Raw genomic sequence first — 12,613 nt, 5'->3', positions numbered from 1 at the left:
GTGTGGCTAAAAATTGTGCTGCCGGGGTGGGGGTGTTGTCGGGGGGCGGCACGGTTGGGGCCCCCGCCCCTCGACGGGAGGCGGTACGTCAGACGGCGAACTTGAAGGTGCGGTCCTTGTCGCCGGTCTTGTCGAAGACCGAGGCGATGCCGTCCGCGACGTCCTGCGGGGTGATCGCGACGAGCTGGCCGTTCTTCTTGACCTTCACCTTGTCGAACACGCCGCCCAGCTGGGTGGAGAGCGCGTCGAGGTCCCACTTGGGCACGATCTTGCCGGAGGCGTCCGGGACGAGCGTGAGCGCCTTGGCCGCGGTCTTGCCGCCGAAGTCCCAGGTCTTGGTGCCGGCCACGACGTGCACCTTGCCGGCGGCCACCTGCTTGCCGAGGCTGTCGGCGGCGGCCTGGAGGGCCTGGGTGGAGACCTTCGGCTGGGCGGCCGTGACGGCCAGGGCGACCGGCTGGTCGGGCTTGCCGGCGGCGCGGTCGCGGTAGGCCTGCTCGACCGCGTCCAGGGCGTTCGCCGAGTCCACCGCCTGGCCGGCCCGGCCGGGGACGACGATCGGCTCGCCGTTGGGCTCGCCGAACTTGACGTAGCCCTCCTGCAGACCCTGGCCCGAGCCGGCCGACAGCGAGTCGAGGGCGGCCTTGAGCTTGGCCCGGTCGACCTTGACGTCCGGCGCGACGGCCTTGCTGCCGCCCTGGAGGGACTTGATGACGTCGACCGGGTTGTAGCTGTGCTGGGCCAGGTCGTCCACGGTGGCGGTGGTGTCGAAGCTCAGCCCGGCGACCGTCGGGTCGAGGTCCACGGTCTGGTCGCCGATCTTCAGCTTGAGCGGCTGCTGACCGGCCTTGCCGACCGAGGCGTCCAGCGAGTGGATCGCCTGGTCACGGCTGTTGCCGCCGATGTCGGTGCCGAGCACCACGGTGCCCTTGGGGACGTCGGACTGGTTGAGCATCAGGCCGGTGCCGTACGCGGCGGCGCCGAGGAACAGCACACCGCCGATGCCGTAGACGCCCAGCTTGACCAGCTTCTTGCCGCCGCCGCGCTTGGCCTTGCCCTTCGCGGGGGCGGGCTCGGACTTGGCGGGCGCCGGGGCGGGCGGCGGAGTGCCGTTGGGCCCCTGGCCGGCCGGCGGCCGCGGTCCGGGGGCGGGCACCGGCGTGACCTCGGTGGCCTCCGGGTCGCGGCCCGGCTGCTGGGCGCGGCCGGGCTGCGGGCCCGCACCGGGCGCGCCGGGGAAGAGCCCGTTGGGGGCCGCCGGGGCGCCCGGGGCGTCCTGGCCGGGGGCGGCCGGACGTTGGGTGGCGAACGGGTCGGCGCCGGTCGGCGCGGACGCGAACAGGCCCGGCTGCGGACGCTCGTCGGCACCGCGTGGGGCGCCGTTGCGGGGCATGCCGGATATCCCGGCGGGCGGCGGGGTGTTCTCGCGGATCGGCTTGAAGCCGTCGACCGAGGTGTCCTCCGGGCTCGGCCCGGCGCCCGGCGCACCCTGCGGGAGCGGGTCCGACGGGTGGCCGTTCGGCTGGAAGCCGTTCTGCGGGCCGCCCTGGCGGGGGCTGTTCTGCCGGGCACCGCCCTGCCGCGCACCGTTCTGCGGGGCCCCGTTCTGCTGGGGCCGGTTCTGGCGCGCGCCGTTCTGCTGGGGCCGGCCGCCGCGCGGGCCGCGGGTGCCGGCGTCGGGCCCGGGCGTCGGGCCGAACGGGTCGGCGGCGGGCGCGAAGGGGTCGGCGGCCTCGTAGACGCCGGGCTCCTCCACGGGGGCCTCGGCGCGGGTGCGCGCGGCGGGGGCGCCGGGGTTCGGCGCCTTGCCCTGGGCGGGCACCGGGCGGCCGTTCGGCGCGCCGTTGGCGCGGGCGGCGGCGCCCCCGGCCTGGCGGGCACCCTGCGGCCGGGGCTCGGCGGCGGGCGCGGCCTGGGTGGCCGGGGCGGCGGCGGGCACGGTGGCCGGGGCGGCCTCGGTGGCGGGCGCCTTCTTCTGGCGCGGCCGGAACCAGGCACCGGTGGACTCGGACTCGGAGGTCGCCGGCGGGATCGGCGGGATCTCCCACTCCGGCGGCAGGTTCGGCTGGGCGGCCGTGCCGCTGCCGCCCTCCATCACGCCGAGGACGGGCGAGGACGGCGCGGAGCGGTGCCGGGGGCTGCCCTGCTCGGGGGCCGGGGCCTCCTCGGCCGGGCCGTCCTCGTTCTTGACGGCGCTACGGACGACGACCGGCGGGATCGGGCGCGAGCCGGGGATGTTGATCCGGACCCGGGTGGTCAGGGTGGTCTCGGTCTTCGGGCCGTCGTCCTCGCCGCCGTCCGCGGCGCCCTGGCCCGCGCCGGCCGCGGCCCGGTCGCCGCCGGGGTGCCCGGGCGTGCCGTAGGGCGGGGTGCCCGACGGGTAGGCGTCCGGACCCGTGCGCCGTGGCGTCGGGTGGGCGTTGTCAGATTCGCGGCTGCTCAATGCTGCTGTGCTCCGGGTTCGCGGGAGGGCCGTGCGGCGCGACCGCGGTTCGTGGTCGCCGGGCCCGGCTGGGGCGGGCGGCGGTCGGGTACGGCGTTCTGCGGGACCACCATACTGGGAAGAACTGAGCGGTGAACGGCTTCGGACAGATCCTGATACGTCCGGTTCCTCCGGTATGAGAGTAAGGCCGTGTGCTCTTGACTGCGCGTCGTACGCGGTACCGTACGCCGCGTCCTGCCGGGGTCAGCGCGGCGGGCCGGGCACTCCGGGGAACCAGCTGGTGCGGGTCGGCAGGGTGGCGCAGATCACGCCCAGCACCGAGCCGGCGAACAGCCAGGCCAGCGAGGTGGCGTTGGACCACAGGACGTTGTCGCCCTCCGGCCGCGGCACGATCAGCAGCAGCATCGCCAGGAACCAGCCGGCCGCGGGTGCTCCCGCGCCGAGCCGGGTGCCGGTGATCCGCAGGCCGGCGTAGAACGTGGCGGCGGTCGCGGCCAGCGCCAGCAGGACTCCCGCGGGCGGCCACAGGGCCTGCACAAAGGATCCGCAGACCGACACCGCGATGCCCAACAGGAAGAACAGGACATACGCCGCGATCCGGGCGGCGCGCGGGGGTTGGGGCTCGGCCAGCCGCTCGTCGCGGGTGCCGAGGACGGCCGCCGTGATCGAGCGGTGCGGTGGCGGGGCAACGGGCTTGGTCATCGCACGTCCTCCTCGGCGTTCGCGGCCGCGACGTCGAGGCCCGCGAACAGGTCGTCCTCGGGTCGGCCGGGCCCGGCCTGGCCGCGCACCAACTGGTAGTACTCGGTGGCGAGCAGGGGCTGGCCGAGGTGGTTGGAGAGCGCGAAGAAGGCGCCGTCCACGGTGATCTGGGTGACGTGCGCGGCCATCGCGGCCGCCTTGCGCCCGGCGTGCGCGGCGCCGTCCAGCACCGTGGTGACCGTCCCGTCGGCGACCACGCCGGGGACGTCGGACGGCTGGGCCACGCCGGGGAAGGACGCCTTGGCGGCGGTCTCGGCGAGCCCGGCCTCGATCACCGAGCGGGGCATCCGGTTCCAGTACACCTTGGCGATCCGCCAGGCCGGGCCCAGCTCGGGGCGGTGCGCCGGGTCGGCGGCCAGCTCGTGCGCGCGCATCGCGACCCGGTGCGCCTGGATGTGGTCCGGGTGCCCGTAGCCGCCGTTGTCGTCGTAGGTGACCAGGACCTGCGGCCGCACCTCGCGGATCACCGCGACCAGGTGGCCGGCCGCCTCGTCCACGTCCGCGCGCCAGAAGCAGCCGGGGGCGTCGTTGTCGGGCACGCCCATCATCCCGGAGTCGCGGTAGCGCCCGGGGCCGCCGAGGAAGCGGACGTCGGTGACGCCCAGGGCGCGCGTCGCCTCGGTGAGCTCGCCGATCCGGTGCGCGCCGAGGGTGTCGTCCCGATCGGCCGTCAGGTGGGCCAGCTCCGGGGGGATCACCTCGCCGCCCTCGCCGAGGGTGCAGGTCACCAGCGTGACCCGGGCGCCCTCGGCGGCGTACCGGGCCATGGTGGCGCCGTTGCCGATCGACTCGTCGTCGGGGTGTGCGTGCACGAGGAGGAGTCGGCGGCCGGTAGTCGCGGTCATGGGAGGAAGCCTAACCACCGGCCGGGTGGGGCTAGAGCTTCAGGCCGTTGATCATCCCCGCGAGGTTGCTGGTGACCTGGCTGATCGACGGCGCGATCGAGCTGGACGCCAGGTAGAAGCCGAGCAGTGCGCAGACGATCGCGTGCGCCAGCTTCAGGCCGGAGCGGCGGATCAGCACCACCACGATGACCAGCATCAGCACGGCGGCGGAGATGTTCATGGCCATGTCGGCTCACACCCCTTCTCGGGCGCGCCACCCCTGGGGGAGGGCGGCGGTGGGACGGTGCGGGACTGGGCTGCGGGCGACCGGGGACCGGGACGGGGCCGACGATCACTCGCCCGACAAGTCATACCCGATGGGTAAGGGGAGCGTGACGTTCGGTGAGCCCCGGCGTGTGGGGCGGCGCAGCGCCGACGGCGCGCCCGGGCCGGTCGGAGGCGGTTTGAGGGCCTTTGGGGCGCACTTGGGGATGATGCTCCGAACGAGTGATCACCAGCCTCCCGGCAGCGGCAGTTCGGCGTCGTAGGGTCTGGTGCCATGACCTCCCACACCCCTGCGGACACCTTCCCCCGGCAGTACGCGCGGACCCTGCGCTACACCGTCGGCGCGCCCCGCTCGTTCTCCGTCGCACCGGACGGCTCGCGGGTCGTCTTCCTCCGCTCGCGCCCCCAGCCCCCGGCCGGGGGGACCCCCAAGGGCAGCGACCGGGCCAACCTGCTCTGGACCCTCGACACCGCCACCGGCGAGGAGCGGATCGCCGCCGACCCGGCGGCTCTGCTCGGCGGCGGCGAGGAGGACCTCTCGCCGGCCGAGAAGGCCCGCCGCGAGCGCAGCCGCGAGGGCTCGGCCGGCATCGTCGGCTACGCCCTGGACGGGACCGGCACGCTGGCCGCCTTCGCGCTCTCCGGCCGCCTCTTCACGGCCGACCTGGTCACCGGAACGACCACCGAACTTCCCGTCCAGGGGCCGCTGCTGGACCCGCGGCTGTCCCCGGACGGCAGCTGCGTCGCGTACGCCAACACCGCCGGCGAGCTGCGGCTGACCCGCACCGACGGCAGCGGCGACCGGGTGCTCGCCGAGCCGGACGGACCGAACGTCACCTGGGGCCAGGCCGAGTTCATCGCCCAGGAGGAGATGGACCGCGACCGCGGCTTCTGGTGGTCCCCGGAAGGCGACCGGCTGCTGGTCGAGCGCGCCGACGACGGCCCGGTGCGCCGCTGGTGGATCGCCGACCCGGCGAACCCGGACCGCGAGCCCGCCGAGGTCCCCTACCCGGCGGCCGGCACCGCCAACGCCGAGGTCGGCCTCTGGGTGCTCGACATGCACGGCGGGCGCACCGAGGTGGAGTGGGACCGCGCGGCGTTCCCGTACCTCGGCCGGGTGCACTGGTCGAAGGGCGGCGTGCCGCTGCTGCAGGTGCAGTCCCGCGACCAGCGCAGCCAGCGGATCCTCGGCCTGGACGTGGCCACCGGCGCCACCGAGGTGCTGCACGCGGAGGAGGACGCGGTCTGGCTGGAGCTGTTCGGCGGCGTCCCGGCGTGGACCCCGGACGGCAAGCTGGTGCGGATCTCGGACGAGGGAGGGGTCCGGGCGCTGGTGGTCGGCGACCACGCCGTCACCGGGGCCGACCTGCACGTCCGGTCCGTCGTCGCCGTCACCGAGGACGAGGTCTTCTTCTCCGCCTCCGGCGGCGCCGCCGAGACCGACCCCGAGCCCGGCTGGATCGCCGTCGGCCGGATCAGTCACGACGGCAAGCGACTCGGCTGGGAGTCCTCCAACGGGCGGCCGTTCACCTCCGTCACCAGCGCCGTGCACGGCGGCGGGATCACCGTGCGGGCCACCGCCGAGCCCGACCTGCCCGGCACCCTCGTCCAGGTCGCCCGCGACCTGCCGGAGGGCGTGGTGGTCGACGACGTCGCCACCATCGCCTCGTACGCCGAGACGCCGGTCATCACCGCCCGCCCGGTCTTCCGCTTCGCCGGCGAGCGCCGCATCCCGGCCGCCGTCTTCCTGCCCACCGGCTACGACCGCGAACGGGACGGCCTGCTGCCCGTCCTGATGGACCCGTACGGCGGCCCGCACGGCCAGCGCGTCGTCCAGGCGCACAACCCGCACCTCAACTCGCAGTGGTTCGCCGACCAGGGCTTCGCGGTGGTGGTCGCCGACGGGCGCGGCACCCCCGGGCGCGGGCCGGCCTGGGAGAAGTCGATCGCCTTCGACTTCGCCGGGGCCACCCTGGACGACCAGGTCGAGGCGCTGCAGGCACTCGCCGGGGAGTTCCCGCTGGACCTCGACCGGGTCGCCATCCGCGGCTGGTCGTACGGCGGCTACCTCTCCGCGCTCGCCGTGCTGCGCCGCCCGGACGTCTTCCACGCGGCGGTCTCCGGCGCGCCGGTGACCGACTGGGCGCTGTACGACACCCACTACACCGAGCGCTACCTGGGCGACCCGGCCGAGCGGCCCGAGGTGTACGAGGCCAACTCGCTGAGCGGGTACGCGGCCGGGCTGGAGCGCCCGCTGATGATCATCCACGGGCTGGCCGACGACAACGTGGTGGCCGCGCACACCCTGCGGCTCTCCTCGGCGCTGCTCGCCGCCGGGCGCCCGCACACCGTGCTGCCGCTGTCCGGCGTCACGCACATGACCCCGCAGGAGGAGGTCGCCGAGAACCTGCTGCTGCTCCAGGTCGACTTCGTGAAGCGCGCGCTCGGGGCGTGACCGGGCCGGGGCCGGAGGAGGGGGAGCGGAGCCGGATCGCCGAAAGACCCGGGCCCTTCGCGTGCGGTGCCCGGAGTCCGCGCCGCTCCCCCTGAGCCGCGTGTGCCCCGCGGGGCGACCAGTCCGGCCGGATCTCCCGGCATGCTAGCCCCCGGGGCCGACAACCGCCCCTGACCTGCCCTTTCCGCGGCCGGTACCCCTGATGCGGGTACCGGCCTTCGGCATGACATCCGTCATGCCGAAGGCACGACGGCGGACACTGCCGTCGCCGACCGCCCGCGCGGGACCCTGAACCGGTGCGAACAGCACCGGACGCGACAGCACCAGGGAAGAGGAGCCGGGCGATGGACACCGAGGTGGCCGCCTTCCGCGGCGTGGGCAAGAGCTACGGGCGGGTGCGCGCCGTGGACGGACTGGACCTCGTGCTGCGGCCGGGCGAGACCGTGGCCCTGCTCGGCCCGAACGGCGCCGGGAAGTCCACCAGCCTGGACCTGCTGCTGGGGCTGCGCGAGCCCGACCGGGGCAGCGTGACGCTCTTCGGGGGCACCCCGCGGGCGGCGATCGCGGCCGGCCGGGTCGGCGCGATGCTGCAGAGCGGCGGGCTGATGTCCGACGTCAAGGTGCGCGAGCTGGTGCGGCTCGCCTGCGACGTGCACCCGCGCGGCCGGTCGGTCACGGGGGTGCTGACCGACGCGGGGATCACCGAGCTGGCGGAGCGCCGGGTCGACAAGCTGTCCGGCGGTCAGGAGCAGCGGGTCCGCTTCGCCCTGGCGATCGCGGGCGACAACGACCTGATCGTGCTGGACGAACCCACCACCGGCATGGACGTCGGCGTCCGGCAGTCGTTCTGGGCGAGCATGCGGGCGCAGGCCGACGCCGGGCGCACGGTGCTGTTCGCGACCCACTACCTGGAGGAGGCCGACTCGATCGCCGACCGCGTCCTGGTGCTGCACCGGGGCCGGCTGATCGCCGACGGCAGCTCCGCCGAGATCAAGGCGCGGGCCGGGGTGCGCCGGATCGCCTTCGAGCTCCACGACGGCGACGGGCAGGCCGACGAGCGCCTGCTGCGCACCCTGCCGGGCGTGCAGTCGCTGGACGTCACGGCCCGGGTCCCGGGCGTGCGGACGGTGCGGATCCGGACCGCGGACGCCGACGCGAGCGTCGCCGGGCTCTACCGGGCGGGCCTGTACCCGCGCGGGCTGGAGGTCACCGGCGTGGGCCTGGAACAGGCCTTCCTGACCATCACCGGCGAGCTGGACCGCGCGGCCGGGCCCCGGAGCGCCGACGGTGCCGACGGTGCCGGGAACGCCGGGAGCGCCGGGAGCGCCGCCACCGGCCGGAGCGTCGACAAGGAGAGCGTGCGATGACGACCCTGATCCGGCTGGAGGTCCTGCGGACCCTGCGCAACCGGCGCTACCTGTTCTTCACCGTGCTGTACCCGGCCCTGATGTACGTCTTCTTCATCCACGCCTACGGGGCCGCCGACCAGGCCGGCGGACTGCCGGTGAAGACCTACTTCATGGTCTCGATGGCCACCTTCGGCGCGGTCGGCGCGGTGCTGACCGGCAGCGCGCAGCGGATCTCGCTGGAGCGCAAGAGCGGCTGGACCCGGCAGCTGCGGCTGACCGCGCTGCCCGGCCGGGCGTACACCGTCGGCAAGATCGCGGCGAGCGCGGTCACCACGCTGCCGGCGATCCTGGTGGTGTTCGCGGTCGGCGCGGCCCAGGGCGTCGTGCTCAGTGCGGCGCAGTGGACCGGGCTGGGCCTCGCGCTGTGGCTGGGCAGCTTCGTCTTCGCGGCGCTCGGCGTGGCGCTCGGGTACGCGGCGGCGCCGGACGCGGTGCAGCCGATCGTGATGATCACCTACATGGCGATGGCGCTGTTCGGCGGGACCTGGTTCCCGGTGAGCGGTTCGCTGGAGAAGTTCGCCCGGTTCGACCCGGTGTACCTGTACAACCACCTGGCGGGCTTCACCCGGCCCGGGCAGTCCCTGGACACCGTCGCGGTCGCCGGGCTGGCGGGCTTCCTGGTGGTGTTCGTCGTCGCCGCGGCGGCCCTGTACCGGCGCGACACCCGACAGGCATGATGATCCACATGAGCGACGCGCGTCAGACCCACGGCCCCGACGAGTCGCCGAAGGCGGGTGCGGAGCGCGCGTCGTTCATGAGCGTGCCCGGTTCCCCGGTGGAGACCAGGCGGCAGCTGGTGGTCAAGGTCTCCTGGATGCTGCTGTGGATGACCTACCTGGCCTACCCGGCGGGCGACCTGGTGAGCGGGGGCCACAGTGCGGCCGACCGGGTGTTCGGCTGGTGCTGCCTGGCCGGGTTCGTGGCGGCGTACGTGCTGCTGGTGATCTTCCGCTCGCAGTCGGGGATGCGGCCGCGGGCCTGCCGGGTGATCGTCGCGACGATGATCGTGCTGGCCTCGGTGGCGCCCTTCGTCCTCGGCGACGCCTTCCTGACCCTGTTCATCTACGCCTCGGTGTGCGTCGCGATCATCACCCCGGCGAACTACGCGCTGGGCGCCCTCGGGGCCATGGCCGGGCTCACCGCCGCGGTCGGCCTGCTGAGCGGCGTCGACACCGACAACATCGCCACCTTCACGCTCAGCGCCTTCCTGGCCGGGGTCGCGATGACCGGCCTCCAGCGGCTGGTCGCCACCATGAAGGAACTGCGCGAGGCCCGGGCCGCCGTCGCGCACCTGGCCGCCTCCGAGGAGCGGCTGCGACTCGCCCGCGACCTGCACGACCTGCTCGGGCACTCGCTCTCGCTGATCACCCTGAAGAGCGAGCTGGCCGGCCGGTTCATGGACGCGGGCGCCGACGAGAAGGCGCGGGCGCAGGTCGCCGACATCGAACAGGTCGCCCGGCAGTCGCTGATCGACGTCCGGGAGGCGGTGACCGGCTTCCGCCGGCCGACCCTGCCGGTCGAACTCGCCGCCGCCCGTACCGCGCTGGGCGCCGCCCAGGTCCGGCTGGAGGCCGCGCCGGAGCTGGTGGACAGCTGGCCGGGGCTGGCCGACGAGGAGGCGGGCGCGCTGGCCTGGGCGCTGCGCGAGGCCGTCACCAACATCGTCCGGCACGGCGAGGGCGCCACCGTCTGCACGGTGACGGCCGACGAGAGCTGGGAGGAGCACGGCGGGCGCTACGCCGTGCTGGAGGTCGCCGACAACGGGCGCGGGCCGGGCAAGTCCCAGCCGGGGAACGGGCTGTCCGGGCTGGAGGAGCGGCTGGCGCTGGTCGGCGGGCGGCTGGAGACCGGGCCCGGGGAGCGGGGAAAGGGCTTCCGGATGCGGGCCTCGGTTCCGCTGCGGACGGTGACCGTCGCGCCCGACGCCTCGAAGGTGGGGTAGCGCCCGGCCCCTCGAAGGACGGCCGGCGCCCGGGCCCCGGCGCAGGGTCAGGTGCGGCTCGCGGGCTCCGGCCCGCCGGAGTCCGCGGACCGTCCCCGGCCGGCCGCCTCGACGGGCGGCAGCTCCAGGACGAAGCGGGCGCCGCGCGGGGCGTGGGCGACGCGCAGGGTGCCGCCGTGGCGGGTGGCGACGTCCGCCGCGATGGCCAGGCCCAGACCGCTGCCGCCGGCGTCCCGGCTACGGGCCTCGTCGAGCCGGGTGAACGGCTCGAAGATCCGCTCGCGGTCCTCCGGCGGCACGCCCGGGCCGTCGTCCCGGATCTCCACGACGCAGCCGTAGGCGCTCTGCCGCGCGGACATCGTCACCTCGGTGGCCGCGTGCCGCTGGGCGTTGTCCAGCAGGTTGCGCACCAGCCGGTGCAGCCGGATCCGGCTGCCGTGCACCAGCACCGCCTCGGCCGCGTCCACCCGCAGGGTGAGCCGGGCGCCGAGGACCGGGCGGTACTGGTCGGCGAGTTCGCGCAGCACGGCGGACAGGTCGACGGTGCCGAGCCGGCCGGCCGTCGCCGGGTGGGTGCCGCGGGCCAGGAACAGCAGGTCCTCGGTGAGCTGCTGGAGGCGTTCGACCGAGGTGAGCGCCTCCCGGGTCGCGGCGGGCCAGTCGGTGTGCTCGGGGTGGGCGAGCGAGACCTCCAGGTTGGTGCGCAGGGCCGCGATCGGGCTGCGCAGCTCGTGCGAGGCGTCCGCGACGAAGCGCTGCTGTTGGGCGGCGGAGCGTTCCAGCCGGTCCAGGGTGGCGTTGGTGGCCCGGGCCATCCGGGTGATCTCGTCGCCGGAGCGCGGCACCGGGACGCGGCGGTCCAGCCGGTGCTCGCCGATCTCGGCCAGCTCGGCGCGGATCGCGTCCACCGGGCGCAGCGCGCGGCTGGTCGCGATCCAGGCCATCAGCGCGACCAGCAGGGCGGCGGTCGGCACACCGGCCCGGAGCACCGGGTCGATGCTGTGCAGCGAGGCCTCGGCGGCGAACGGGGTGGCCAGCACGTACACCGTGAACGGGCCGACCGTCGGCTTCACCTGGGTGCCGTCCTTGCGCAGCAGCGGGCTCCAACTGCCCATCGCGGTGAAGGCGCGCCCCGAGTAGCGGTTGGCGGCGGCCGTGCCCGCGGGGCCGATGGAGATCCGCTGGACCGTCTGCCAGTCGTCCGGTGCCAGGTGCGGCACGGCGGCCGGCAGCGGCCCGGTCAGGTGCTGGGTGGTCAGCGGGCCCCCCATGAGCAGCACTTGACCGTCGCTGCCCAGCACCACGTACGGCAGCTGCCAGCTGTCCGTCACCTGCTGGCCGTACTTGAAGCCGTTGCTGAGTTCCCGGGCCTGTGCCTTCGCCTCCGCGTTCGCGGCCTGCACCTGGGCGTCGTACATGTGGCCGCGCAGCCACCAGGCGCCGCCGCCGAGCAGCAGCAGCGCCGCCAGGCCGGCCGCCAGCGAGGTGCGCAGACGGGTGGAGAGGCGGCTGAGCACGGTCAGGACTCCATTCGGTAGCCGGCGCCGCGCACGGTGGTGATCGAGCGGACGCCGAACGGGGTGTCCACCTTGCGGCGCAGCATGCTGACGTACACCTCGACGATGGACTCCTCGCCGTCGAAGGCGATGTCCCACACCTCGTCGACGATCCGGCGCTTGGACAGCACCTCGCCGGGGTGCTCGACCAGGCAGCGCAGCACGGCGAACTCGCGCTCGGTGAGGGTGATTTCGGCGCCGCCGCGGCCGCAGCGGCGGCCCGCCGGGTCCAGCCACAGGTCGCCCGCCCGCAGCAGCGGGCCGGGCGTCTGGCTGCGGCGGATCAGGGCGCGCAGGCGGGCCAGGAAGACCAGGTAGGAGAACGGCTTGGTGAGGTAGTCGTCGGCGCCGGTGTCCAGGCCCTCGGCCTCGTCGTACTCGCCGTCCTTGGCGGTCAGCATCAGGATCGGGGTGGTCACGCCGTCGGCGCGCAGCGCCTCGCACACCTTGTAGCCGTTCAGGCCGGGCAGCATGATGTCGAGCACGATCGCCCGGTAGGCGTGCCGTTGGGCCAGCCGCAGGCCGGTGAGACCGTCCGGGGCGAGGTCCACGGTGTAGCCCTCGGCCTCCAGGCCGCGCCGGACGGCCGCGGCGACCTGGGCGTCGTCCTCCACCACCAGAATCTCCATGCGGATCAGGATGCCACCGGCGCCGGATCCGTTCCTTAAGCGGCCTTCAGCTTTCTCAGCGTCGCTTCAGGGGTCTTGTCGCATGCTCTTGCCGTTTTCGCCGATCCGTTCGGGTCGGTGCCCGGAGCGAGAGGGGCTGGCGGATGACCGTTCTCCAGGAGGCCGTCGGGGTCCGTGACTTCGGGCCGCGGCCGGCACCGGCGTCCGCCGAGGAGCGCGCGGCGCGGGCCGGCGCCGAGTCGTCGGGGGTGGCAGCCGCACGTCGGCCGCCGGCACCGGGCGGCGCGGGGTCCGGCGCCGGGGCCGGG

General features: G+C 74.9%; 10 protein-coding genes. 4 read left to right on the top strand and 6 right to left on the bottom strand.

Annotated features, from left to right (window positions below; translation table 11 throughout):
* Positions 1 to 88: 88 nt before the first annotated feature.
* The 4 genes from ACFV04_RS31720 to ACFV04_RS31705 form a co-directional block, all read right to left on the bottom strand.
* Positions 89 to 2,443, bottom strand: a complete 2,355-nt coding sequence (locus ACFV04_RS31720; RefSeq protein WP_380534232.1) for a hypothetical protein — start codon at positions 2,441 to 2,443, stop codon at positions 89 to 91.
* 243 nt (positions 2,444 to 2,686) lie between these two features.
* On the bottom strand, positions 2,687 to 3,145 hold the full coding sequence (locus tag ACFV04_RS31715; RefSeq protein WP_380343779.1) for a DUF6113 family protein: 459 nt from the start codon (positions 3,143 to 3,145) through the stop codon (positions 2,687 to 2,689).
* Positions 3,142 to 4,050 (bottom strand): N-acetyl-1-D-myo-inositol-2-amino-2-deoxy-alpha-D-glucopyranoside deacetylase, encoded by a 909-nt coding sequence (gene mshB, locus ACFV04_RS31710; protein ID WP_360261013.1) that lies wholly within the window; start codon positions 4,048 to 4,050, stop codon positions 3,142 to 3,144. Before mshB ends, ACFV04_RS31715 begins: the two co-directional genes overlap by 4 nt.
* A gap of 31 nt (positions 4,051 to 4,081) precedes the next feature.
* Positions 4,082 to 4,276: a DUF2304 family protein gene (locus tag ACFV04_RS31705; protein WP_030062563.1), complete on the bottom strand. Its 195-nt coding sequence runs from the start codon at positions 4,274 to 4,276 to the stop codon at positions 4,082 to 4,084.
* Positions 4,277 to 4,588: 312 nt separating this feature from the next.
* Between ACFV04_RS31705 and ACFV04_RS31700 the strand changes: the two genes are divergently transcribed.
* The 4 genes from ACFV04_RS31700 to ACFV04_RS31685 all read left to right on the top strand — a co-directional run bounded on the left by ACFV04_RS31700 (position 4,589) and on the right by ACFV04_RS31685 (position 10,120).
* Positions 4,589 to 6,769 carry a prolyl oligopeptidase family serine peptidase gene (locus tag ACFV04_RS31700; protein ID WP_380534230.1) on the top strand — a complete coding sequence of 727 codons (2,181 nt, stop codon included), beginning with the start codon at positions 4,589 to 4,591 and terminating at the stop codon, positions 6,767 to 6,769.
* A gap of 344 nt (positions 6,770 to 7,113) precedes the next feature.
* Complete coding sequence (locus ACFV04_RS31695; protein ID WP_380534228.1) at positions 7,114 to 8,136, top strand: ABC transporter ATP-binding protein; 1,023 nt, start codon at positions 7,114 to 7,116, stop codon at positions 8,134 to 8,136.
* Complete coding sequence (locus tag ACFV04_RS31690) at positions 8,133 to 8,855, top strand: ABC transporter permease (protein WP_380534226.1); 723 nt, start codon at positions 8,133 to 8,135, stop codon at positions 8,853 to 8,855. Before ACFV04_RS31695 ends, ACFV04_RS31690 begins: the two co-directional genes overlap by 4 nt.
* Before the next feature lie 8 nt (positions 8,856 to 8,863).
* Positions 8,864 to 10,120, top strand: a complete 1,257-nt coding sequence (locus tag ACFV04_RS31685) for a sensor histidine kinase (RefSeq protein WP_380534224.1) — start codon at positions 8,864 to 8,866, stop codon at positions 10,118 to 10,120.
* Positions 10,121 to 10,167: 47 nt separating this feature from the next.
* On the opposite strand, the gene ACFV04_RS31680 is transcribed toward ACFV04_RS31685, so the two are convergent.
* Together ACFV04_RS31680 and ACFV04_RS31675 are read right to left on the bottom strand one after the other, a co-directional pair.
* Positions 10,168 to 11,637 carry a sensor histidine kinase gene (locus ACFV04_RS31680; protein WP_380534222.1) on the bottom strand — a complete coding sequence of 490 codons (1,470 nt, stop codon included), beginning with the start codon at positions 11,635 to 11,637 and terminating at the stop codon, positions 10,168 to 10,170.
* Between the two features lie 2 nt (positions 11,638 to 11,639).
* Positions 11,640 to 12,305: a response regulator transcription factor gene (locus ACFV04_RS31675; RefSeq protein ID WP_380343757.1), complete on the bottom strand. Its 666-nt coding sequence runs from the start codon at positions 12,303 to 12,305 to the stop codon at positions 11,640 to 11,642.
* Between the last annotated feature and the right edge of the window lie 308 nt (positions 12,306 to 12,613).

This window comes from Kitasatospora sp. NPDC059599, assembly GCF_042735125.1.
Classification (GTDB): domain Bacteria; phylum Actinomycetota; class Actinomycetes; order Streptomycetales; family Streptomycetaceae; genus Kitasatospora.
Note: the sequence above shows the minus strand (reverse complement) of the source record. Positions and strands in the feature narration are given on the sequence as shown.